This window comes from Cetobacterium somerae, assembly GCF_022430525.1.
Lineage (GTDB): Bacteria > Fusobacteriota > Fusobacteriia > Fusobacteriales > Fusobacteriaceae > Cetobacterium_A.
In genome coordinates, this window is record NZ_CP092520.1 from 643622 (window position 1) to 668426 (window position 24805).

Sequence of the window (24805 nt, forward strand, 5' to 3'; positions counted from 1 at the left end):
ATAGAAATTAGGAGGTGGGTTTTATGAAATTAAAGCAAGCAATATCAACAGTAGAGGAAAAATTAAAAGTTGAAAAAACAGAAGAGCTTCATAAGTTATTAGCAGAATTAAAAAAGATTGATGAGGACATAAAAGAGGGTGAAGCTAGAGATAAAGCTGTTGAAGAAATTAAAAGAAAAAATGATCATATAGAATGGATAAATATAAAAGAGATTTAGAATAAGTCTTCTAGATATTTTAAATGCATTAAAAAAAAAAGTATGATATAATTTATAAAAAGTTTTATGGAGGTATGTCGTGCTTAAAATATTTAATGATAGAGTATATGGACTGGAAGAAAGTTTAATAGCTAGCGGATATCCAATGATAGCCGAATCAATAGAGGAGTGGGATGAGACTCCAGGTTTAGATGAAAAAGATTTTAAAAGAGCAGGAAAATTAGGGAATGTTCCTACAGGAACAGGGCATGATAATTTTCTTAAGGGAATAATTGTTCAGTTTGATATAACTTATCCAAACTACTGGACACCACAATTTCAAAGATATCATTTTGCAGATATTGTATCTTCAACATCAAAAATGCATAGATTAACAAAAATGGATTTAAAAAAATCATGTAATGAGTATGTAGATGATGTAGTAATTGAAAATTTAAATAGATGGATTGAAATTTTTAACTCTTTTGAGAAAGAACAAAAAGAGGTAGAAGTAAATGGAAAAATTTATACAAAATATGAAATCTATATGAAAATAATCTCTAATTGCCCAATGGGATTAGAGCAAACAATGAGAGTAACAACATCATATTTACAGTTAAAGACAATATATCTTCAAAGAAGATATCATAAACTTAAAGAGGATTGGGGAAATTTTTGTGACTGGTGTTTAACACTTCCTCATTTTGAAGAGTTTTGTTTAAAAAATAATAAATAATTAAAAAGCTCCTAGCAGATTAGTTCAATCTGTTTGGAGCTTTTTTTTATCGTCTATTTCTAAGTAAATAAATAATAGATGGATACAGGCCAGGATAATAAAGACTTTTTTGATAGGCTCTAACTTTAGTTAAAAGTAGCATACAATAAAATCTTAGAAATAAACTTATAAAGAACATAAGTTTTAATCCAGCATAGGAATCACCAAAAATCAAAATAGTTTTTCCATGTAAAAAATTAGCAAGATAACCACCTAAAAATGCACCAGTTAGTCCTAAAACTCCAACAGAAAGAGAATAGGCTGCTGTATAAGAATCTCTATCAGGAGAAGATAATTCTAAAAGTAAGCTAAATAAAGAAAGATTTATAGCGGACCATCCTACAGCAGTTCCAATGGCATCTAACATAATTAGGCTATTAACAGTTTCTTTGGTCATTAAAAAATAAAAAATAACAACATAACTAGAAACTCCAATTCCGAAAGATAAAAGTTTTTTATAGCCAATTCGTTGTACTAATTTTCCATATATAAAAAATGCGATTATAGATAATATAGCAGTTAAAGAACTAGATAATCCCAATATATTATAAGAAGCATTTAAGTCAACAACAGCAAAATAATAAAAATAAGGTTTTGTAAATTCAATAGAAAAATTCCACATTGCAATAAACATTAAAAAGTTAAAAAAATTACTATCTTTTAATGGTTTTTTTATGGAAAAACTTATTTGACTTTCTTTAAAGTTTGGTATCTCGTGAAAATAAAGTAAAATTAATGTTGTAATTGCAGCTATAGCAATAATGAAAGTTAGTACTAAAATACTAGTTTTTCCAGGGGTATAGTTTAAAGCTTTTGAAACTATGTATGAAAAAACTACCGTTGACATAGAGATTAAAGTAAATCTTCTAGAAAAAAAAGTTCCACGATCCTCTTTTTTTATAATATCTCCAACAGAGCTTGTCCATATTCCACTTACAAAAGCTGAAAAAAATGAATATATAAAAACGATTCCCACGAGAAGTCTGTAATCTATTTTATCGAAAAGAACAATGAAAAATAAAAAACACATTGGAATTCTAGCAGCAGCAGCGCTAAATAATAAAGCTCTTTTTTTTGTTTTAAAAAACTTATAATATGTTCCTAAAAAAATTTGAAGTAATTGTAATCCTAAAGGTAGAGTTGTAATAACTGATATCCAAAATGGTTCGCATTTAAAGTATAAAGCTAAAGCAGTAAGGGCAAAGCCTTGAATACCTAAAGAAAGCATATTGGCACTCATACCCTCAACGGTAATAAGGAATTTATTTTTATCATAAGAGTCACGAAACATAAGTAATACCCCCTGTTAATAAAAACAGGTAATGTTAGTTAACACCACCTGTTTTAATTTGTATTTAATCGATTGGAATAGAAGTTGTTTCTGGTTTTTTTGTTTCATCTTTAGGAATTACAATATTAAGAATTCCATCATTGAAAGATGCTTTTATTTCGTTTTCTAAGCAATTTTTTGGCAAAGTCATTTTTCTTTCAAAAGAACTAGCAGAAAACTCTTTTTTAAAATAAGTTTTATTTTTCTCTTCTTTGTTTTCCTCTATTTTGTAAGAAAGAGTGAGAGTTCCTTCAGTAATGTTTAACTTTAAATCCTCTTTTTTAATTCCAGGAACACAGACATCAATTAGATATTCTTTTTCGTTCTCTGATATGTTAACTGCAGGAAAAGATTTTTTAAAAGGATTTTGTAGTTTATCTTCGTCAAAAGGATCCGATAAAAAATTAGAAAACCAATCAGTTTTTTTAATTAAACTCATAATAAAAACCTCCCTTAAAAATATAAAGAAATTTATAGTTTGTATTAACATCTACTAAAAAAAAATAAGATTCCTTTTAAATTTAAAAGGAAATAAAAAAGTAAAAATGAAAAATAGAAAAAAGGAGATGATAATATGAAAATAAAACCAATAATAGGAATTTCAGGAAGTATTATAGTTGATAGCAGTGGAAATTTTCCAGGGTATGAAAGATCGTATGTAAATAATGATTATGTAGAATCTGTAATTCGAGCTGGTGGAGTGCCATATATAATACCAGTGACTGATGATGAAGAACTGATAAAAGAATATACAAAAAATATAGACTGTTTAATATTATCTGGTGGGCATGACGTAAACCCTTTATTATGGGAGGAAGAACCTATAAAAGAGTTAGGGGAAACTTTTCCTAAAAGGGATAGATTTGAATTTCTTTTAATTGAAAATATGTTAGAAGAGGAGAAACCGATTTTAGGTATATGTAGAGGAGAACAGATATTAAATGTATATTTTGGTGGAACTCTTTATCAAGATTTGAGTTTAAAAAAAGGTAGTAATATCCGACATAATCAAAAATTAAAGCCTGATTTAGAGACACACACAGTAGAAATTGAAAAGGAATCATTATTATATGAGATATTAAAAAAAGATAAAATTTTAGTAAATAGCTTTCATCATATGGCGATTAAAGATGTAGCAGTAGGAATGAAGGTTACAGCTTTTTCTAAAGATGGTGTTATTGAGGGAATTGAAATGAGAGAAAAGAATATACTAGCTATTCAATGGCATCCTGAGATGCTTAGTAAAACAAATGGTTTAATGCAACGGCTATTTAATTATTTTGTTAGCATTTCAAATAAGGAGTAGTTATGAAAAATAAACTAGGATTTTGGAGTATTGTTTTATTAGGAATAAATTCAATAATAGGATCAGGAATATTTTTATTACCAAATAAAGCATATAGTTTAGTGGGAACTGGAAGCATTTTTGTAATTTTATTTGATATGGTATTAGTTCTAAGTATAGCCTTATGCTTTGCAGAAGCTAGTGGGATGTTTAAAAGGAATGGAGGACCATATATTTATGCAAAAGAGGCTTTTGGAGAGTTTGTAGGATTTGAAGTAGGATTTATGAAATGGGCTATTGCTATAATAGCTTGGGCTGCAATGGCAGCTGGATTTGTTCAAGCTTTAGGCGACGTATGGGAACCAGCTAAGGATACGATGACTAAAGATATAATAATAGCTATAATTATATGTGGTTTAGGATTTGTTAATATTTTGGGTGTTAAAATATCAAAATTATTAAATAATATAATAACTTTAGGAAAATTAATTCCTTTAATTATATTTATAGCAGTTGGTATTTTTTTTATAAAAGGTAGTAATTTTATACCTTTTGGCATTTCAACAACATCAGAAGAGATAAATTTTGCGCCAGCGGCATTACTGATGTTTTATGCTTTTACAGGATTTGAATCTATTGCTGTAGCAGCGGAAGATATGCATAATCCAGAAAAAGATCTACCTGTAGCTACTATAACTGTTATGCTTATAGTATCGATTTTTTATATTTTAATTTTGATGGTTTCAATAGGTGTTTTAGGAAAGGATTTAGCAACTAGTTTAACTCCAATAGCTCAAGCAGCAGGAAATTTTATGGGAGAAGCGGGTGCTTTATTAATAACAGCTGGAACTTTAGTTTCGATAGGTGGGATAAATATAGCAGCTTCTTTTGTTACACCAAGATGTGGAGTAGCTTTGGCAGAAGATGGGATTTTACCTAGAGTTATAGCAAAAAATGGTCGATATGGAACTCCGACTACAGCTATAATAATAACAGTTATATTAGCTCTTTTAATAGCTTTATCAGGAAGCTTTGTAAAACTAGCAGCAATTAGTGTAATATCAAGATTTGTTCAATATTTACCAACTTGTTTAGCAATTCCAGTATTAAGAAAGAAGAGACCAGATTTAGTAAGAACATTCAAAGTTCCTTTTGGTCCAGTAATTCCAATTTTTGCTATTGTAGTTAGTTGTTGGTTAGTTTATAATTCAGATTTAGAAAAGATTTTAATAGGATTAGGAGGGCTTATTTTAGGTGTACCAATCTATTTCTTTATGAAAAAATATGCAAAGTAAAAAAGAACTCTCGATTAAGAGAGTTCTTTTATTATAAGTTCTACAGGACAGTGATCAGACCCCATAATCTCATTATGAATGTTAGCTTCTACAATTTTATCTTTTATTTTATTAGAAACTACAAAATAATCAATTCTCCAACCTGCATTATTTTTTCTAGCACTAAATCTATATGACCACCAAGAGTATTTTTCAATAGCATCTGGGTGTAAATATCTAAAACTATCTACAAATCCACTTTCAAGCAGTTCGCTAAATTTATTTCTTTCCTCAATAGTGAATCCAGCATTTGTTTTATTAGATTTTGGATTTTTTAAGTCAATCTCTGTATGAGCAACGTTTAGATCTCCACAAAGAATAACAGGTTTTTTAGAATCTAAATCTAAAAGATAGCTTCTAAAATCATCTTCCCAAGTCATTCTATAATCTAGTCTAGCTAATTCAGTTTGTGAGTTAGGAGTATAAACATTTACTAAATAGTAGTCTTTAAATTCTAAAGTAATAACTCTTCCCTCTTTATCGTGATGATCTATTCCAATATCATATGATACAGAGATTGGATTTTCTTTAGTAAATATAGCAGTTCCAGAATATCCTTTTTTTTCAGCGTAGTTCCAGTAACAGTTATATCCTTCTGGATTAAAATCAACTTGTCCCTCCTGAAGCTTTATCTCCTGTAAACAAAAAATATCAGCATCAACTGAATTAAAGTATTCTAAAAAATTCTTTTGAAGAACAGCTCTAAGACCATTAACATTCCAAGAAATCAATTTTTTCATATATATAACCTCCATGTTGTTAGTTCAAAATTACCTACTAGTGATTATATCATAAAATAAAAAAATAAAAAAAATAAAAAAGTTTGTTGACATAAATAATATTTTATGATACTATAATTATGTAGCGAGCAACCAGCTACGAAAACAAAATAGTTCGGAATATAGCGCAGTCCGGTAGCGCACCTGCCTTGGGAGCAGGGGGCCGCAAGTTCGAATCTTGCTATTCCGACCATGCAGGTCAATGGCTCAATTGGTAGAGCATCGGTCTCCAAAACCGAGGGTTGGGGGTTCGAGTCCCTCTTGACCTGCCATTTATTTGCCTAGATAGCTCAGTTGGCTAGAGCACCCGGTTCATACCCGGGCGGTCGAAGGTTCGAATCCTTTTCTAGGCACCATTTGAAATTTAAACTCTGTAAAAAGAGTTTTTTTTATTTTTTGTAACTTTATAATAAAAAATCTACCAATATTTCTATCAGTAGATTTTAGTGATTCAATATAAGTTGTAAAACTATATCATCTAATTTATCTTTATTATTTTTTATAAATTCATAAGCGTCATGAGAAAGGTTTTCAATATTATCTTTAGATTTATTGTCGAGCTCTAAAGAAGCTTTGTATAATCTAGGATTTAATCTATAGTAGTTCCATTTATTTTTAGATGAATCAAATATTTTTCTCAAAACGAAATCATCTGTATTAGATTGTGCTGAGAAAAGAATATCGATAATAGGGACTACCCATTTTGCACCACCTTTAGTTTTAAGGTGTTCATAGTTTTTGTACCCTTCTTTTTTACCTGTTCCAATAGAGATAAGAATCATGTCATCAGATCCAGGAAAAGATGGCTTATCCTCTTTTAGATGTTTTTTAAAATCAATATTTCTAGCTTCAGCATATGCAATAAGAGCTGGATTGTTAGCAAAAATTCCTCCATCAATACAATTATAAATATCATTATTTAGAGATATTAATCTTTTAGCATTAAAATAAACAGGAGCTGATGAAGTGGCTATAACAACATCTTTTAGTTTGAAATTTTTCAAAGGTTTTCTTTTAGCGTTTAAACTATCAAAAAATATTTCTTTAGCTCTAATTAAGTCATAAGAGGTTGACATGAAAGGTTTTACGGTATCACTTAAATTGATATCTCCAAATAGGGATTCTGCTAGTTCTTCAAGAGCTTTTGTAGAGTATTTAGGACGAAGGATTCCACCAAAAGATGAAACCCTTCTTATTATATTTTTTTTAAAAATTTTATCTCCACAATTTTTATAAAGCTCTACAATTTCTTGAGCACTATGATAATTAGGTGATGTATAAAGGGCTCCAAGAATACCACCAGTACTTGTTCCTACAATTAAATCAAAATATTCATGAAGATATACTTTTTGTCCTACCTTTTTTGAAATTTCATTTTCCAAGTATTCACAAATAATAGCTGGAATAATTCCTTTTACACCACCACCATCAATAGATAAAATTCTAAGTTTTTTCATAAAATCACTATTTAATAATAGGTGCTAAAGCATTTTTAAATTGCCAGTTGTGATATTTATCCCAATCGATACTCCAAGTCATAAATCCTTTGACATTAGAATATCCTCTTCTTTGAACTTCTCTCCAAGCTTCAACAAAAACATTCATGTCGTTAATTGCACCAGTTCCAGCGGCTCCAACACCAGATGGTAATCCAATAGCTAAAATTTCCTCTGGAATAGGACCAATAGGGAATAGTTGTGCATATTGTCCTCCCCATGCAGGACCGTCGTGTCCTTTAATAAGAGCTTCAGTAAACTCAGGAATGAATCTAGCTTGATTTTTACAATCAATAGCTACTCCACTACCATCAAATGGATAAACACCAGTTCCAGGAGCATTGTAGTATTGAGGGTGTATTGTTGTTATTAAATGTTTTGTTTCTCTAATAAGATCAATATATAAACTTCCGAATCCAGTGCTTATTAAATAAGCAACTTCAGGAGCCATAGAATAGATAAAGTTAGGATCTTTAGCTCTAAAGTATTCAATAATTTCTTTTATAGCTTGAACAACATGCGATGTTCCATTTTGAGCACTTTGTCCTTCAAGGTCTACGTCAAATCCATTAAATCCATACTCTTCAATGATATTAATAACACCATTTTTAAAGATTTCTTTATCTGAATCTGATTTTATATGGAATACACCATTTTGTCCACCAACAGCGATAATAACATTATGTCCTTTGGCTTTCATTCTTGCAACTTTTTCTTTAAATTGAGCTTTTGTAACAGCTTTACTTGCTTCTGGATCAAAAACAGGTGTTAAGTAGTCATTAGCATGTTCGATAAAAGATACAACTATTGTATCGTATTCAGTTGGAGTTTCTTCAAGATCGATATATGATGTAGGACCATTTCCTCCCCATGAAGACCAATAACCAATTAAAGATTTTTTAGAACTTCCTGTTGACTCTTTTGTTATTGTAAGTATATTTGTTTGGTAATATGTTATAGTTGAAGCATTTTTTCCAGCAAATACTAATTGAACAGTATTATTTCCAGTTAGCAGTGGCAGTGATGTAACTTCAAGTGAAACATTAACCATAGAAGATCTTCTTGTAAACTCTACAGGTTTTGTAGCAGATTTAAATCCATTAACATAGATTGCATATTCAGTATGAATATCTAAAGATGGAATTGAAACTGTTCCTAAAAGTTGAGTGTTGTCTCCATTTAAATAGATTGCCTCTACATCTGTTGCTCCAATTAAAGGTAATCTTTCTGGAAAGTTTACAGTTGGAACTTCAGGATCAACTGGTGGATCAACAGGAGGTTCAGGATTTGTTCCTCCACCTTCTACAGTTTCACCGTTTATAATAAGAGTTATTGGTTGTCCGTTTAAAGTAGCATTAGAAGCAACTTTAGTATCAAAAGGAGCACCAGTACCATTTATTCCATCAATTTTAAAAGATCCATTAGGTCCTAAATTAAAGTGAGGAGCACCAGACCAATCTGATCCAGAAGTTATAGATATTCTATTACCAGTTTTAGAAGCATTAATCTGCCACTGAGAAAGTCCAGCCGCAGGAGAATCAAAACTTAATTCCCATTTGCCACCATAGTTTTCATTTGAATGAGATATTAATTCCATAGCAGCACTAAATCCATTGTTCCAAGACTGACTTGAAGTGAATTTTAATGTAGCTACATTGTCACCAGTTGGTGGAGGAATAATAACATCTTCTTTAATTGTAACTAAGTTTGATGATTTTGTTATTTGCTCTAATGATTGTGCACCTCTATAAGAGAAGATAGCCTCAACAATATAATCTCCTGGAGTTAAAATAGTAGAGAAACTAATAGTTTCCACAGGAGTAGTTGTTGTTTTTTGTTCAATAGTATTTCTAACAGAAGTTTTTAAGTTATATGTAACCTGAGTTAATCTATTTTGAGAATCAGATATTGATTTTGTAACAACAGAAGCTTTTTTCTCTGTAGTAGTTAATTCAACAGTTCCTATAGTAGGTACTATAATTTCTGGATCAACAGGAGGTTCTGGAGGAATAGTATCTCCGTCTAAATCAAATATATTTTTTTCAACATTTGAAAGTAATTCTTTAATTTCAAAAAAGTATATAATAGATGACTCCATATTTAAGCTATTTATTTTATTTTTTAATTCTATTAATTGGATATTTAAAGATTCAAGTTCGTTACCTGCATCAACAAATCTCTTTTTTAAATTGTTATAATGATTTAAAACATTTGTAAAATGTGATTTTATATTTTGTATTTCTAAAGTATTCATTGCACACTCCTCGTTAAATTATAGTGTAGCTTCTTTCCAAGCTTCATTTGATGATGGTGGTTGATCCCATGCAGAAACATACCAACCATTAACATAATATTTACCATTGTAGTAAACTTTCGTATTTGAATTTGGGTAACTCATTGATTCATGCCAAACTGGAGTACCATTATAAATTCCAGAATCTGCTGAAAAAACTAGTGGAGAAACCTCAGTGTTTGTATTATTATAAATTTGGAAAGCTTTAGTAAAAGCTAGTTCTTCTTGAGTTAAACCAGTAGAGTCAGGACCGTTAACTTCTGAACCATTATTTGCTTTATCTCTATTTGCAGACCAGAAAGTTATCATTCCAACATTTTTAGTTTTACAAAAATTAATAACAGGAGTAACATCTTCTAAGAAAAATGTATTAAAAGCTCCAGTGTCATTTATTCCAATCTCAGGACAGATTCCAATCATAGCCCAAAGTTCATCATCAGTTTTTGTAATTCCATTGTTACTATAAAGAGTTCTTAATTGTGAATGAAGGTTTGTCATAGCTGAAATTGCTTGTTCGGCCATATTTCCAGAGTAAGCACCACCGTAACACATAGCCATTATATTAACTCCTTCGATCTCAACACCTTTTTTTATAGCATCATCAATTAAAAGAATTTCATTTTGATTTAAACCATAAGGCATAACGGGAAGTGTGAACCAAATTCCAACGTATTTATCTTCAGCTTTTAATTCATCTTGTAAAAGCTTTATAGCCATATGGTTTCTTTTGTTTTCTTCACAAGTTTCGTTACCAGAAGTTCTGTTGTGTTCCATATCGAAATCAACTCTATTTAAGTTCCAGTTATTTATGATTGATTTGTATTTATTTTTTAAGTCTTGAATATCTGTGATAACTTCATTTAAGTAGGGACCGTTAAGTCCACCAAAAGATATACAAACATCTCCACCCATAGATCTTAATCTTTCTATATCTTGCATAAGTCCAGCATTAGTTCCTTTGTTACCAGGTAAATTTATATTTCCTGCCCAAGCTGGATTTTTGTTAGAGTCCGCAGTTATAAAACCTAAATTATAAAATTGAACACCAGTTATTTTCGATTTGTCTGCTAATCCAAATTTAGAATTAACGTCATCTCTAGCAGCATCTACAAAAGGAGCAAAAATACCTCTAGGCCATTTTTTACTTGGTGTAGGTTCAGGATCCGGAGTTGGATCTGGATTAGGATCTGGGTTAGTTGTATTTTCTTTGATAGTTATAGTATTAGATTTCAATAAAATTTCACCAATTCTAGAACCAATATTATATTTACAATTACAGTTGAAGAAATAATTCCCATCAGTAACATTTGCAAATTGAATATGTTCAAAAGGGTTGGTATTAGTGATTGTTTCAATTGAAATATTATTTGAGTTTTTTAATGTATATACTACTTCAGTGATTGCAGAATCTTTATCTACAATTTTAGTCAGTAAACCTTTTGGAGTACTTTCAAAAGCTGTTAAAGCTGCACAACAAATACTAGGAACTTCTTTATCAACTAATTGAATTATAACTGTATTTGATTTGAGAGTTTTACTTTGAATAACCTCATTATCTCCATCGTAGTAATAAGTTGCTATAAAGTAAAAAGATCCGTGGTCTCTGAAGTTAAAATCTACATTAAACATAGATTCAGGTAAAGAGATATGTACCACTTCGTTAGTTCCAGATGATGATTCTTTGTATAATCTATATTCAACACTGTTTAATCTAATTTCAGGATCAACAATATCTTTTAAAGATCCAGTTAAAGTAAGACCAGTATCTTCTAAAATAGCAGTTCTAATTTCAGGAATTACAATTTCAGGAACTTCAGGTTCACTTACTTCGATTATATGTTCTAAATCGAAAATCATTTTTTCTACATCATAAGCAAGAGCTTTTATTTCGAAAAAATCATTAATGTTATTAGCACTATTTAGATTATTTGATAAATTTACTAAAAGTTCTAATTTATTTTTTGTCATATTATATTCTGGATTTGATGAAACAATATCCATTATTAGGTTCATACTTGTCTGAAGAGTCTTAAACTTGTCAAAAAGTGATGAAATTTTACTTTTTAAGTCATTGACTTGAAAATCTAGTTCGTTATTCGAATTCAAAATAGATTGACCTCCTAGTTTTTTATGGTTATTTATACTAATTCCATAGATTGAAATTATTATTTTAATAAAAAGAAAAAATATTTCAAAAGAATTTAAAATTTATGATAAGTGAATTTATATTAACATAACTGGATTAAAAATTCAAACTAAAAAATAAATAAAATATAAAACCTTATTTAAAGGGATAAAAAGCTAGTGAAAATGCATGGTTAAAAAATATATATAAAATTTTTTAAAAATATTGTTGATTATTTTAAATAAAAACTGTATTATATTTTCATAAATGTTTAAAAAAGTGAAATATAGTTTAATTTTAAGGGCTATATTTTGAATTATATTTTAAAAAGAAAAAAGAAAACATGATAAGTGAAAATATTTAAAGATATTTTTATAATGAAAGGAGATAGTATGTTCTTTAATAAGAAAAATAAAGAGCTAAAAAAAGAAGTTGCTAATCTAACTGCCATAAATAAAGAATATGAAGAAAAATGTGAATATTATCAAGAAAAATATTTACAAATTAAAACAGAATATGTTGAAGCTCTGAAAAGAAACGAAAACTTTAATAATGCTTTTAGAGAAAGCTTTTCAGAATTATCTTCAAAATTAATATCGGTAGAGATTACACTTTCTAAATTAGAAGAAAAAAATAAAGAGTTTTCTAAAACAGAAACTTTAGTAAGAAAATTTCAAGATCTTGAAGGTGATTTAATAAAATTATCAAGAGAAATTGGAAGATTATCAACATTTTTAGAGAAACACACAAATTTTAATAAAGAAACATCAACTTATCAAGCAAATCTTGAAAAATCATACAGAATGTTTAAATAAAAATTTATTAAATGGAGGACAAAATTGCAAATGAAAAGAACAAATAATGACTTATTTCCTGTTGTAGATAAAGAACAAGAGTTCCAAAAGATATATAACAACACAATAGAAAAAGTTAATTTTATAAATAGCAAGTATTCAACTATTCATAATGGAGTAGCTTGTGAAGAGCTAGATCCAATGATTGAAAAAATGAATAACTTCGTATTAAATCTTAGTAGAGTAACAAAATTAGAAGAGTACCTTTCTTTTAAGTTGTTAGTACAAAATATTTTAAAACTTCTTGGAGAGTGTGATCACGAAGGAACATTACCACCTATTCCAGAGCTAGAACCTACAGTTTTAAGTGCTATTTTAAAAAATATAAATAAAAATTTAACAGGAGAATTAACTTTAGGTGAAAATGCACATCTAATAACTTCTGTTGAGTATGAGTTATATAAAAATAATACAAGAGTAGAGAAAATTACAACTAATTCAGGATCTCAAATTGCAAACTTTGCATCAAATACACCTGGAACATATCAATTTATAGCAAAATATTATTGGGCTGATAAATTTAAACAGATTACATCAAATACAGTTATAGTTGAAGAGGATGTAGTAATACCTCCACCAGTTGAAGGAGATTTCCCAGCAACATTACCATATTCAAATTTGTGGGCACATACAGTTAATACAAATGGAAATTACGAGATAACACTTAATAATACTTGGGGAGTTATTGATAGTAAATTGGCTGTTTACTTAGATGGAGAGTTAACAGAAGTATTAGCGACAAACTTTACAGCAGGAAACAAAGGTTCGGCTAAAAATACAGTGTCAGCTTCTAAATATCCTTCAAACAAAGATTTAAAATTTGTTTACAGAGTTACATATGTAAGAGATGAAAAAACAAATGATAAAGTTGTAGTTTATTATAAGAGTACAACAGGTACAATTGAAGTAGCTACTCCAGATGGAGGAGTAAAATATTGTAAATATCCAGAGTGGAGTCCAGAAATCGAGTACGGATCACCTACAAATAAAATAGTGTTTTATCAAGGATTCCATTTTAAGCATACAGGGTGGGCAACAACAGGAGAATCACCAAAATTAAATGGAGACTGGTCACCATGGACAAAGTTGTCAGTGGCAGAAGAGAGTTCAATTGCTTGTCCTGGAAATCACTTAATGGATTCAGCAGGAACAAAACCAAATGCTCATTTAGAGCCAATGAATATCTCAGAAGTTGAAGGTTTAGGATCTCCAATGGAAAAGATGCATATAACTTATACTCCAGAGTGGGGGAAATGGGGAGGAAGAAAGTATACTCCAAAAATAACTCCATGGAATAAAATATCTCATATGCAATATGCATTCGTAGATGTAATTCCTGATTATACAGGAAAGTTCTTTACAGACAAAGATGATATATCTCATTTAGCTCAATCAGCAAGAGATGCGGTTAATGGTGCAGGAAACTTAAATGTTTCTCCAAATATATTTGATCCAGGTGCAGCATTCTCAGCTTACGGTGGAACAAATGCATTTATGACAGAGTATAACGAAATGTGTAAAAAATATCCATATGTAAAACCAATTGCATCACTAGGTGGATGGTCAAGATCAGCATTCTTTAGAGATGCAGCTCAATCAAATAAAATAGATTACTTCGTTAAGAGATGTATTGATTTTATAAGAGAGTTTAACTTTGCTGGAATAGATATTGACTGGGAATTCCCTTGTTCAAGAAGAGATGCAGACTTAGTTGATAATAAAAATGACTTAGGAACACCAAGAGCAGCTGACGATGAGGAAGTACTATTCACTAACTTAATGAAAGCATTAAGAGGAGCTTTAGATAAAGCAGGACAAGAGGATGGAAAATACTATTTCTTATCATGTGCTATAGTATCAGGAAAAACTCATATTAAAAAGAGTGGAATTGGAGTGTGGCATCCAACTTGTGACTTTATTAGTTACATGACTTACGATGTACATGGAGCATTTGATCCAATATCAAATCACCAATCATATTTATTCCAAAATACAAGTGAGCCATTAGTAGAGACAAATCCACAAGATAACGCAATGTCGATTAAGGATTTAATTGATTATGTAACAACAACTTATGGAGTACCAGCAAATAAATTAACAGTTGGAGCACCGTTTTACTCAAGAGGATGGTCAGGAATATTTATGCCAAGTTCAGGTTGGCCTACAAATATGCCAGGATTATATGTAAGAACAACTATTGATCCAGCTGCAAGTGAAACAAAAGGATGTTCAGCTCCAGGAACAATGGACGGAGGAAGAGGAGCAGGAGTTTTACCTCTACATCATTTAAATAAATTAATTAAAGGGGAAAATGTATCAGTAAGAACTTTAGATATGAATGGTCCAGCTAACCCACACGCAGGAACTATTTTAAAGGGATCAGATTTCCAATACTATTATGATGAGGCCGCTCAAGCACCTTATTTATATAATCAAACTGCAGGAATTTTCTATACATTTGAAGACGAAAGATCAGTTGAAACAAAGTGTCAATGGATTGTAGATAATAACTTAGCAGGATTAATTTCATGGGATATTGCAATGGATGATTATGGTATTGATATGCATAGTTCAGAAGCAACATCAGCTTATCCAACATTATACCAAGCAGAGCACTTATTAACATCAGTAATATTTGATAAGTTCAAAGCAAACTCATTAAGATTAAACTATTTAAATAAAATAGCTAGAAGATAATAAAACAATTAAAGGGGAGGTAACTCCCCTTTAATTATATAAAAATCAAAATAAGGGAGTTTAAATTATGAAAAGAGATGGAAATATATTTGATCTTGTTGATAAAAATAACATTACTGCATCATCTAACGTATCTATCTGGAGTGGAAATGGTCCTGATTTAATTTTAGATGATAGTGAAGATACACTGTTTCATTCAAATCAATATTCTGTTGGTGGATATGGGGATGTTTATTTTAAGTTTGAAGAGCCTAGAGTTATAAATAAGATAGAATTTTTAACGAGACATCTAAGTTCTAATAATGGAAGAATTGACCAATATGAAATTTTATATAAAAATGGAAATTTTGATGCAGGTTGGATTTCTATTTATCAATCAGAAGTAACTGCAGAAAAAGGGTGGAAAATAGCAGAATTTCAAGATGTTTTAGTTTCAGAAATATGTATAAGAGTTCATAGAAGTTATGGTAATTGGATAGTAATGAATGATATAAAGTTTTATTTGAATATAAATGTGGAAAATGATTTGAAAAATATTTTTGAATCATTGGAGTGTTTAGCAGTAAAGTCTCAAATAAGATTAAAAGAGATAAGTATATTAAAAGATAAATATCAAGATAATTTAGAAATGGTGAATTTACTGAATGTAGGTAGATATCTGTGGCTTAATAATAATGAAGTAAGCAGAAAAAAATTTAAGTTTATAAAATCTGATGTTAATAAAGAAGATTACTTTGCCACTTTAAAAATAAAGCAAAATTTATCAATAATACCAACAGGAATAACTTTTAAAGCTAAAAAAGAATATTTAATTGTTTCAATGGAGGATATCACTTTATATACTGTTGACAATTTTGAGAACTTAAGGAATAAAAAAATAGAAATAAAAAAAGGTGTAAATACAGTATATTTAAAAGAAGATACAGCAGAAATATTTTTACTAGATACTATTAATAAAAATATTGAAATGGTTATATTTAATGCTGATTTAGTAAAGAATTATACTGCAGGAAAAGTTGAATATAAAGAATTTATTAAAGAAAATACTAAGGAATTAGGATTAATTGAAGGTAAAAATTTTATTTGTCAGTTAAATAGAAAAGAGATTGAAAATTTATACAATGAGTTTGAATTTTTACAAAGTATTGAAAATTTAGATACAATATTAAATTATATATACTTTTTATTAAATAGAAATGAGTATTATCATGTTTCACCATTTAAAAGAGTTTTAATTCAAGGTGTAAATAATAATATAGTTGAGCAAAAAGACACACAAGATGGAAGTTATACTCTGTTTGGTGGAATGTCTAGATTGATGTTTAATAAAACAATTGAAGAGCTTGCCAATCCAAATTTTTGTAGAGTCATAGCAAAAGATTTTATAGGTGAACATGAGGGAAATACAGCTGTTCAAGAACTATTAGTTTTCTTATTAACAAAAGAACTAGAATTTAGATATTCAAGAGTAATGATAATTCCAGAGGATAATCAAAAAGCATTATGGATAAAGCTAAGATTATTTTTTAATAGTGATAGATTTTTACCAAACTTATATAAAAAACTTCAAGCTCATAATTTTGAGGGAGCTACAAATCATTTAGAAAAAATTGTTTTATGGATAGTAGAAATATTACAAAGAGATGTATCTAGATATTTTGTTGAAAATGGATATGATATTTCAAGTGAAATATTATCTCAGTGCAATGAATATCCAGAGCTAGCAATTGATTTAAATAGAGTTAATTTTTCAAACTATAAAGAGTTGATTGAAGAAGAGATAGTTATAATAAATGAAAATTACAAGAGAAATTTAGAAGGAAATATTTAAGGGGGAAAGATGAGTTCAGAAATAACTTTTATCAGAAATGGAAATGCTCCTAGCAGTAATAATTTTAACTTAAAGTTAAGCTCAAATTCTATAATAAAAAATTTAATAATAGAAAGTCAAAATAATATTTTTCCAGAAGAATTAAACTTAGAATTTAAAGATTTTATAGGAAATAATATAAAATTGAGAGCAAATAAATTAAGAGAGATGGGAAATATACAGGAGTGGGAAGTAGACCCAGTTTTAACAGATTTAGTAAAAGTTAAAATTGGTGAGTCAGAAGCCTCAATAATAAATGTAACTCCAGTTTTAACAGATATAAAACCATATTATGCTCAGAGTGATGTTGATACAAGAATACCTAAAAATGAATTTGAAATAACTTCAGTTAACAATGGAGTTGAGATAGAATTAAAAAATAGCAAAATAATAGATAGAATAAAATTAAATAAAGATATTGCAAATTTAGAGATTTTTTATAGTCCTGGGGAGGGACAAACTTGGATATCTTTAACAAAGATACCTGTTAGTGAAACTTTAAAAATTCATCCAGTAATGGCAAAGAAATTTTTATTAGTTGGAGAAGGAGATACACAACTTTCAAAAGATGAAATTGAAATTTTTATGTTTAATTATTTAAGTGTAGAAATTGAAAATCTATTTTTAAATGAAGAATATACAGAGTTAAAGCCTGAGGTAACAATAGAAAGAGTTATCGAATTACAAAAGAAGACAAGTTTAACACAAGAGTATATAGATAAACTATCTATTGCTAAGAATATTCTAATTGGAGGAATGATGGGAGAAATTATTGAATATGTAAGCAATGAGTTTAAAGTAGTTGAAAGTTTTAACTTTATAACTGAAGAGAGTATATATCGTGTTAGAGCTACGTATCTAGATAAATATGGGAATGAGAAAAGTATAGAAACAGAAAATATTTCTGAAAATAAAATAGTAACTTTTGAAAAGTTTTATGCAAAAGATATAGCTTTTACAATTTTTGCATCAGCAGATATAACGAATGCAGAGATAATCGAGAGAGAAATAAATCAAGATGATTACTATGCTCAAAGAGATATTGATACAAGAATTGATAAAAGTAGATTATTAGCTAGTTCAGGTTGTGGAGTTTATGGAAATTTAGGAGCAGATAGAGCTATCGATGGAGACGAAGCTACAAATTTTCACAGTAATGAATATAGTAGTATTGGATATGGGGATTTCTATTTAAAAAATTTATTACCTAAAGTTATAGATAGAATAAATATTTTAACAAGACCAAACTCATTAGGAAGAATTGATAATTATAAGGTTTTATATAAAGAGAGATCTTCAGAAGAATGGTTAGAAATAGCAGAATCTATAAATGAAGGTGTATCTGGAAATTGGAGAAATATAAAATTTAATCCAGTTTTTGCATCAGAAATATGTATTAGAGTTACAAGATCCAATGATAATTTTGTAATCATCTATGAGATGGATTTATTTGAATATAACAAATTAAGTGATACTTTGAAAGAGTTATTTATCGATGCAGAATGTACTCAGTTAAAAGAAACTGTAACATTGGAGATGCTAGATGAGATTGAATCTCGTTTAGGAACTACAGAGGAGTATTTAAATCTATTTAAAGATGCCAAAGCGTTATACATTAATCAGTTAGAACCTTATAAATTTCAAGTTCAAACAGAGAATAAAAGTGTAATTTCAACACTAAGATTAAGTAATATAGGAAGAGTTTTAAAAGGGCAAATAAAATATATAGATGAACATGGATATGAAAAATTTTCGAATTCACTAAAAATAGAGGAGAATAGTAGTGAAACTACGATAGAATTTGAAAAGTTTTATGGTAATAGTTTTGAGTTATCTTTATATGGACCAATAGAACAAAATGGAAGTATTGAAGTTATAGAAATTCCACAAGATGAGTTTTATGCAAATGAAGATATAGATGTAAGAATTGACAAAACAACAATGATTGCTACAAGTTTGTGTGGTCAGTACACAAATAATGCTCCAAGGTATGCTATTGATAATGATCCTGTTACAACATTTCATAGTGCAGACTATAGAAATTATGGTACTGGAGAGTATGGAGATTTTACTTTAGAATTAGATAATGTAAAGTTAATAAATAGAGTAAAGTTTCAAACAAGATCTTCATATAATGGAAGAATAAAAGCATATGAAATTTTATATAAAACGAGTAGTACTGAAGAGTGGAAAAAGGTTTATGAACAATTAACAGAAGAGAGTGGAGATTTTAGAGAGGCAGTATTTAAACCAGTCTTAGCATCAGAAATATGTATTAGAGTAACAGATGGTCATAATCATTTCGTAGTTTTTCATGAGATAGATTTGTTTAAATACAATACTTTAGAGGAAAAAATTTCAAATCTTTTTACTGATGAAACGCAAACTGTTATAAAAGATAGTGTAACTTTAGAGGATATTGAAAATTTAGAAATTGGATTGATAACAGAGAGTTATATAAATACTTTGAAAAAAGCAAAAGAGTTATATATTGATTCTCTAACACCAGAAGAGTTTGAAGTTCCATTAAGTGAGAATACAGTTTTAGATGAAATTGTATTTGTGTGTGAGCAAAGAATATTGAGAGCGTGTTTATCATATGAAAATTCATTGGGAGAAAATGTAATAATAAGATGTAATCCAGTGATAGATGAAGAAAATATAACACTAAATTTTAGAAAAATTTTGACTAAAAAAGCAAAAATTTTAATGTATGGTGCTGATAGAATACATAAAATAAAAAATAATAGTTATCTATTATCAGAGTTTTGTATAAATGAAGATATTGATACAAGAGTAAGTATTGAAAATTTACAAGTGTCATCAAATAATGAGAATTTATCGTATCCATTGACAAATATGTTTGATGGGGATCTTACAACTCAATGTCATACAACACAATCTTCTAATCCTGCACAAATAAATTTTAAATTGGATAGAGAATATTTAATTAATAGATTGAGACTTATAAGTTTTAGAAGTAATACTTCTGGACTGATTAATAAATTTAAGGTATTAGTAAAGGATTTAAATCAAGAAGAATGGATTGAGTTTGGTAGTTATGATGTTGAGTCTTATAAAAACGAGTGGTTAATGGTTGAGAATAAACCATATTTAACTGATGAAATATGTTTAAGTATAGAGGATTCAGTTAATAATTGGGCTTTAATAAATGAATTAGAGCTATTTATACATAACTTATTAGAAGATGAGATAAATGATCTTTTTGAAGACTTAACTTTTGAAAGCTTAAAGCCTGAAGTAGAGTATGAAAATATTTTAGAGCTAGAAAAGAGATGTCTTATAACAAAAGAATATAAAGATAAAATAGAAAAAGCTAAAGATATATATTTAAAAAGAATAGAGCCAATTTGTTTTGAAATAAAAAATAATAGTTGTGAAGTATTGAATGCTATTGATATCTTACTTAGAGAAGAAGCTGATTATATATATGATATCAAAATATATTTAAAAAATCATTTAGGTGAGTTAGAAGAGGTAAAGAAGAAAATAATAGATTTAAGTGAAGCTGGAAAAGTTCAAGTACAATTTTCAGAAATATTTACAGATACACTAAAAGTAGAGGTTTATGTAAATGAGTATGAAAAATGGAAAGTAAATTGTGTTCATTTAATTCAAGTAGAACAAGAATTATATTATAATTTAACTGATATTCCAAATAACTATCCTATAGAAAAAATAGGACTTCGTACAACTTGTGGTTATCCTGGAGCTATAGGATCAATGGTTGATGGAAATCTAGATACTTACTATCATTCATCAGGATTAGGAGAAGTATTTTTTACTTTTGAAGATAAAAAAGTTATTGAAAAATTTACATTTGTATCAAGGCATGCAAATGGTTCTAATGGAGTTGTATATAAAGCAACATTGTATTTTAAAGGTGAAGAAAATAGTGATTGGAAATTATTATGTATTTATGAAATAGAAAGTCCAGTGAGAGGTGAAAATATAATAGCATTTTCACCAGTATTAGCAAAAGAAATTTGTGTTAAATTTGAAAGAACGCAAGCAAGTGTTGTTGTTCTTAATGATATAAAATTTGATATCTACAATAAACTAAATGAAAATATAGAGAATTTATTCGAAGATAAAACTTTATACAAAACTTTAAGTAGAGGGGTAAAATTAGCTACTATAGAGAAATTTAAAGAAAAAGTTTTAACAAATAAAGTATTACTAGCAAAACTTTATATAGCAGAATCTATTTTAAAAAATAAAAATGAATTACCTTTTGAAACTTATAAAATCAAAAGCATTCAATATAATACACACTATTATTTTAATCCATTAAAAACAAATGGAGCAGGGGATATTTCATTAACACCTTATTATATATTACCTAATAAAGATTATGTTATTGTGTGTAATAAAGATTTAAATGCCCATATAATTTTGAGAGAAAATAAACCTCAAGCAGAACATTCGTTTTTATTGAAAAAGGGATTAAATGTAGTTAATTTAGGAGAAACAACAGGACAATTAGTTTTAACAGGAACTAGAAAAGATTTAATAGAGATCTATTCTTTAAATGAAAAAAATGCGATAGTATATAGATATGGAATTACAAAAGAGGAAGAGTTTTATAAAATCCCAAATAACACAACTTTAATAGAAGATAGGGATGGAGTGAAACTAAATTCAAATCTGGCATATGTAGAAGGTAAAAATTTTATAGGTGCAGTAAAATTTGATTGGTTAAAAAATAATATATCTGAGGGAACATTAGCTCAAAGAATTGAAATAACTGATGAATTTTTAGATTTTCTTTATTATATAGATAATATGAATTCTCATTTTAACAATGCTATTCCATATAAAAGAGTTATGTGGATTGGATCAGGTAATGATAATCCACACGCAGGAGGATCTTTTACAGGAGGATATACAGCTTATAGTGGTGGAAGTCATGATATATTAAAACCAAAGTTAAGAGATTTTGCTTCAGCATGGGTTGTTGGACATGAAGTTGGACATGAAATGGATGTAAATAATTATCACATGGGATTATTTGGAGAAGTAACTAATAACTGGTATGCTAATGAGGCAAGAATTGAGTATACAAATAGTGTTAGAGAAAATGTATATAATGAATTAAAAACTTTAGAAACAAGTAATGAAAGTATTTTTAGTCTTAATGTTTTTGCAGTTTTAGCATTTTGGTATAAATTTAGATTATACTATGGACAGGGAGATTTCTTTGTAAAAATGCATCAATATATGCAAACTATTGAAACAAGTTCAACAGAGGATATTTCAGGAAAATTAGCAACTTATGTTACTAGAATAATTAAAAGAGACGCAAGTGATTATTTTATAAAACATGGATTTACTTTAACTCAAGAAGCAATAGATTATTGTAATACTTATCCTAAATTTACAAAAGATATAGCTCAAATAACTTGGGATAATCAAAATGAGTTTAGAGAAGAGGAAAAAAGAACATTTAACTTGAATTATAAAAATAATATATAAAAAACTTTACTTTATTAATTTATTTATATATTATAGTGTATAAATAAATTAAAGAGGAGATTAATAAGTATGGGAAAAGAATTTGTCATAGACATAATGACATATGTTCTTACGATTATTGGAATTTTAAATCCATTTGGAAATGTACCTTTATTTATGACATTAACAAAGGATCAAAATCCTGAAATACGGAAAAAAATGTATAATGCTATAGTTGTTTCTGGATTTGGAATAGTAACAGGATTTATAGTTGCAGGAGACTTTTTCATGAATTACCTATATAAAATAGGGATGAATGAGTTAAGGGTAGCAGGTGGAATGATATTAGTTGTTGTTGCTTTTAGAAATCTTTTAGGTCTTGGAGTATCTAAAGAGAGCTCAGGAAGTGTAATGTCTGAAAAAGATGCGATACGTTATGCAATAACGCCTCTAACTTTTCCCATGCTTGTAGGACCTGGAACGATATCAACTGTAATGATTATTCATAAAGAAGCTGGATTGATTATATCTGTAGGTGCTGTTGCGGTAACTTTTTTAATAATGAAATTCTTATTTAGTATTTCAGATTGGTTAGACAAAGTTTTAGGAGAGGTTGTTTTATTTGTACTTTCGAGAGTTATGCAAATTTTTATAATGTCTGCTGGAGTAAAGTTAATTTCAAATGGAATAAAAGGAATATTTTTAGGATAAAAATAGGAGAGGTAACTCTCCTATTTATTTTTAAATTGTAACTGCAAAGATAACTTTTGTATTTTTAGATGTAAAGTTTTCCCAACTATGTTTAACAAATTTTTCAATTTTAATACTATCTCCTTGAAAGAGAACATAAGATTCGTTGTCTAAGTTGAGCTTTACTTCTCCTTCTAGCACAAATGCAACTTCTTGACCTTCATGTCCAATTTCTTTTTCTTTGGAAGATGAGTAAGGTTCTAAATTTAAAATCATAAACTCTACTTGAGTTTGTGGCTCAGGACTTAAAATTTCATAAGAAACTCCCTCACTTTTAGAGGGTTTTATAATTTTTCTATCTTGAGCTCTAACTATATGTACTTTTTTTAAAGTTTCTTCTAAAAAAAATTTATAAAGAGGTATATTTAGGGCTTTAGATAGACCTTTTAATGTATTGATAGATGGATTTGTAACCCCTTTTTCAATTTGACTTAAAAGAGCAGATGTGGAGTTGATCATCTCTGCTAACTCTTTTAAACTTAACTTTTGGTCTGTTCTAAATTTTTTTATTTTTAATCCTAGATTGATTTCGTTCATTTTTAAATATCTCCTAAATATAATTTGCTATATTAAAGTATAACTTATTTTAACTTTATTTGCAAAAATTAGACTAAATAAAAATATTGCAAATACTACACAAATATAGTATAATTTAAAAAAAGAAGTTGGAGGTTAAAAATGTCTGAAAATACAATGATATGTTACTGCAAAGGTGTTACTTTAGGAAAAGTTTTAGCTGCAATAGAAAATGGAGCTACTACATTAGTAGAAGTAATAGATACAACAGGAGCAGGTTCAGGTTGCGGAAGATGTCTAGATAGAATAGAAGCAATAATAGAAGAGAAAAAATAAAAATAAGCTCTATCATGATTAATGATAGAGCTCTTTTTTATTTACCATATTGATGGAGTTGCAGTATATTGACCTGTTTGAGAATTTTCTTCAACATTAAGATAAACCACTTGGTTTGAATTAGCATTAACATAGTTTGAAATAGCAGATACTAAATAAGGGAAACTACTTCTAGGATCACTATTGTCACTTTTTAAACTTCCAACAACTTGCCAAACAGCATTATTGTTTTTAGTAAATGCTGAAAGTTCTAGTCTTTTTACAAAGTACGTAGAAGCGCTAATAGAATTCATCCACATATCTCCATAGAATCCATTATAGATTCCTCCATATGGACCATTCCACCATGGATTTACAGGAGCAGGATATGACTCAATTGATGTGTACGGACCTTTAATTTTATAGTTATAAACTATATTATATAAGGCATTTTTTTGATTAAAGGTTCTAGTATAACCTTTAGCTTGTAACATATTTTGTAAAATAACTTCAAATGATTGTTGTTGTAATTGAAGCCCAGGAGTATTTGTAGAAAGATAATATGTACCACCATAAGCTTGCATAGTTGAATATGAGTCAACAGCTACAACTCGACTATCGAGTGCACTACACCCTTGAAGCAGAAGTAGTAAAAAAGAAAATAAAATAGAAATTTTTTTTATCATAGATTTAAACCTCCTATAAGGAATAATT

Annotated in this window: 18 protein-coding genes and 3 tRNA genes; 13 read left to right on the forward strand and 8 right to left on the reverse strand. The window is 28.6% G+C overall.

All coding sequences use genetic code 11. The features are described from left to right. Window positions 1–23 precede the first annotated feature (23 nt). On the forward strand, window positions 24–218 hold the full coding sequence (locus MKD34_RS12050) for a hypothetical protein (RefSeq protein WP_240220692.1): 195 nt from the start codon (window positions 24–26) through the stop codon (window positions 216–218). Window positions 219–297: 79 nt separating this feature from the next. Next, window positions 298–933: a hypothetical protein gene (locus MKD34_RS12055; RefSeq protein WP_240220694.1), complete on the forward strand. Its 636-nt coding sequence runs from the start codon at window positions 298–300 to the stop codon at window positions 931–933. A 46-nt stretch (window positions 934–979) separates the two neighbouring features. Here the strand turns inward: MKD34_RS12055 and MKD34_RS12060 are convergent, their stop codons facing one another. Then, on the reverse strand, window positions 980–2263 hold the full coding sequence (locus MKD34_RS12060) for an MFS transporter (protein WP_240220696.1): 1284 nt from the start codon (window positions 2261–2263) through the stop codon (window positions 980–982). A gap of 64 nt (window positions 2264–2327) precedes the next feature. After that, the gene (locus tag MKD34_RS12065) at window positions 2328–2741 is read right to left on the reverse strand and encodes an Hsp20/alpha crystallin family protein (protein WP_240220698.1); all 414 of its coding nucleotides are present in this window, start codon (window positions 2739–2741) and stop codon (window positions 2328–2330) included. Window positions 2742–2882: 141 nt separating this feature from the next. On the opposite strand from MKD34_RS12065, the gene MKD34_RS12070 reads away from it, so the two are divergent. Then, complete coding sequence (locus MKD34_RS12070; protein ID WP_407933869.1) at window positions 2883–3608, forward strand: gamma-glutamyl-gamma-aminobutyrate hydrolase family protein; 726 nt, start codon at window positions 2883–2885, stop codon at window positions 3606–3608. 2 nt (window positions 3609–3610) lie between these two features. Beyond that, entirely contained in the window at window positions 3611–4882 is a 1272-nt protein-coding gene (locus tag MKD34_RS12075; protein WP_240220702.1) for an APC family permease, read from the forward strand. Window positions 4883–4896: 14 nt separating this feature from the next. On the opposite strand, the gene MKD34_RS12080 is transcribed toward MKD34_RS12075, so the two are convergent. After that, window positions 4897–5661, reverse strand: a complete 765-nt coding sequence (locus tag MKD34_RS12080) for an exodeoxyribonuclease III (protein WP_240220704.1) — start codon at window positions 5659–5661, stop codon at window positions 4897–4899. A 155-nt stretch (window positions 5662–5816) separates the two neighbouring features. Between MKD34_RS12080 and MKD34_RS12085 the strand changes: the two genes are divergently transcribed. The 3 genes from MKD34_RS12085 (at window position 5817) to MKD34_RS12095 (ending at window position 6056) form a co-directional block, all read left to right on the forward strand. Beyond that, window positions 5817–5893: transfer RNA gene (locus tag MKD34_RS12085), tRNA-Pro, on the forward strand. A 3-nt stretch (window positions 5894–5896) separates the two neighbouring features. Beyond that, window positions 5897–5972 (forward strand) — tRNA-Trp (locus tag MKD34_RS12090). 7 nt (window positions 5973–5979) lie between these two features. Then, window positions 5980–6056: transfer RNA gene (locus MKD34_RS12095), tRNA-Met, on the forward strand. An 87-nt stretch (window positions 6057–6143) separates the two neighbouring features. Here MKD34_RS12095 and MKD34_RS12100 read toward each other — a convergent pair. From MKD34_RS12100 to MKD34_RS12110, 3 genes are read right to left on the reverse strand one after another with little or no spacing between them, the layout of a single operon-like run. After that, window positions 6144–7157 carry a patatin-like phospholipase family protein gene (locus MKD34_RS12100; protein WP_240220712.1) on the reverse strand — a complete coding sequence of 338 codons (1014 nt, stop codon included), beginning with the start codon at window positions 7155–7157 and terminating at the stop codon, window positions 6144–6146. Between the two features lie 7 nt (window positions 7158–7164). Further along, window positions 7165–9450, reverse strand: coding sequence for a glycosyl hydrolase family 18 protein (locus tag MKD34_RS12105; RefSeq protein WP_240220714.1), 2286 nt, complete (start codon window positions 9448–9450; stop codon window positions 7165–7167). 18 nt (window positions 9451–9468) lie between these two features. After that, entirely contained in the window at window positions 9469–11595 is a 2127-nt protein-coding gene (locus MKD34_RS12110; protein WP_240220716.1) for a hypothetical protein, read from the reverse strand. Between the two features lie 411 nt (window positions 11596–12006). Between MKD34_RS12110 and MKD34_RS12115 the strand changes: the two genes are divergently transcribed. The 5 genes from MKD34_RS12115 to MKD34_RS12135 all read left to right on the forward strand — a co-directional run bounded on the left by MKD34_RS12115 (window position 12007) and on the right by MKD34_RS12135 (window position 23221). Next, the gene (locus MKD34_RS12115) at window positions 12007–12429 is read left to right on the forward strand and encodes a hypothetical protein (protein ID WP_240220718.1); all 423 of its coding nucleotides are present in this window, start codon (window positions 12007–12009) and stop codon (window positions 12427–12429) included. 30 nt (window positions 12430–12459) lie between these two features. Next, a complete protein-coding gene (locus MKD34_RS12120) occupies window positions 12460–15165 on the forward strand; it encodes a glycoside hydrolase family 18 protein (protein WP_240220720.1) in 2706 nt (901 codons plus the stop codon). A gap of 67 nt (window positions 15166–15232) precedes the next feature. Further along, on the forward strand, window positions 15233–16996 hold the full coding sequence (locus tag MKD34_RS12125) for a hypothetical protein (protein ID WP_240220722.1): 1764 nt from the start codon (window positions 15233–15235) through the stop codon (window positions 16994–16996). 9 nt (window positions 16997–17005) lie between these two features. Next, window positions 17006–22531, forward strand: coding sequence for a discoidin domain-containing protein (locus MKD34_RS12130; protein WP_240220724.1), 5526 nt, complete (start codon window positions 17006–17008; stop codon window positions 22529–22531). A gap of 69 nt (window positions 22532–22600) precedes the next feature. After that, entirely contained in the window at window positions 22601–23221 is a 621-nt protein-coding gene (locus MKD34_RS12135) for a MarC family protein (protein ID WP_240220726.1), read from the forward strand. 30 nt (window positions 23222–23251) lie between these two features. On the opposite strand, the gene MKD34_RS12140 is transcribed toward MKD34_RS12135, so the two are convergent. Then, window positions 23252–23797, reverse strand: coding sequence for a helix-turn-helix domain-containing protein (locus tag MKD34_RS12140; protein ID WP_240220728.1), 546 nt, complete (start codon window positions 23795–23797; stop codon window positions 23252–23254). Window positions 23798–23938: 141 nt separating this feature from the next. On the opposite strand from MKD34_RS12140, the gene MKD34_RS12145 reads away from it, so the two are divergent. After that, the gene (locus MKD34_RS12145) at window positions 23939–24112 is read left to right on the forward strand and encodes a (2Fe-2S)-binding protein (protein WP_240220730.1); all 174 of its coding nucleotides are present in this window, start codon (window positions 23939–23941) and stop codon (window positions 24110–24112) included. 41 nt (window positions 24113–24153) lie between these two features. Here MKD34_RS12145 and MKD34_RS12150 read toward each other — a convergent pair whose 3' ends face one another. Beyond that, complete coding sequence (locus MKD34_RS12150) at window positions 24154–24777, reverse strand: DUF4136 domain-containing protein (RefSeq protein ID WP_240220732.1); 624 nt, start codon at window positions 24775–24777, stop codon at window positions 24154–24156. Between the last annotated feature and the right edge of the window lie 28 nt (window positions 24778–24805).

Coding starts and splice junctions, on each gene's coding strand:
- MKD34_RS12050 (WP_240220692.1), top strand. CDS start 24: ATGAAATTAAAGCAAGCAATATCAACAGTAGAGGAAAAATTAAAAGTT.
- MKD34_RS12060 (WP_240220696.1), bottom strand. CDS start 2,263: ATGTTTCGTGACTCTTATGATAAAAATAAATTCCTTATTACCGTTGAG.
- MKD34_RS12065 (WP_240220698.1), bottom strand. CDS start 2,741: ATGAGTTTAATTAAAAAAACTGATTGGTTTTCTAATTTTTTATCGGAT.
- MKD34_RS12075 (WP_240220702.1), top strand. CDS start 3,611: ATGAAAAATAAACTAGGATTTTGGAGTATTGTTTTATTAGGAATAAAT.
- MKD34_RS12080 (WP_240220704.1), bottom strand. CDS start 5,661: ATGAAAAAATTGATTTCTTGGAATGTTAATGGTCTTAGAGCTGTTCTT.
- MKD34_RS12100 (WP_240220712.1), bottom strand. CDS start 7,157: ATGAAAAAACTTAGAATTTTATCTATTGATGGTGGTGGTGTAAAAGGA.
- MKD34_RS12105 (WP_240220714.1), bottom strand. CDS start 9,450: ATGAATACTTTAGAAATACAAAATATAAAATCACATTTTACAAATGTT.
- MKD34_RS12115 (WP_240220718.1), top strand. CDS start 12,007: ATGTTCTTTAATAAGAAAAATAAAGAGCTAAAAAAAGAAGTTGCTAAT.
- MKD34_RS12120 (WP_240220720.1), top strand. CDS start 12,460: ATGAAAAGAACAAATAATGACTTATTTCCTGTTGTAGATAAAGAACAA.
- MKD34_RS12125 (WP_240220722.1), top strand. CDS start 15,233: ATGAAAAGAGATGGAAATATATTTGATCTTGTTGATAAAAATAACATT.
- MKD34_RS12130 (WP_240220724.1), top strand. CDS start 17,006: ATGAGTTCAGAAATAACTTTTATCAGAAATGGAAATGCTCCTAGCAGT.
- MKD34_RS12135 (WP_240220726.1), top strand. CDS start 22,601: ATGGGAAAAGAATTTGTCATAGACATAATGACATATGTTCTTACGATT.
- MKD34_RS12140 (WP_240220728.1), bottom strand. CDS start 23,797: ATGAACGAAATCAATCTAGGATTAAAAATAAAAAAATTTAGAACAGAC.
- MKD34_RS12145 (WP_240220730.1), top strand. CDS start 23,939: ATGTCTGAAAATACAATGATATGTTACTGCAAAGGTGTTACTTTAGGA.
- MKD34_RS12150 (WP_240220732.1), bottom strand. CDS start 24,777: ATGATAAAAAAAATTTCTATTTTATTTTCTTTTTTACTACTTCTGCTT.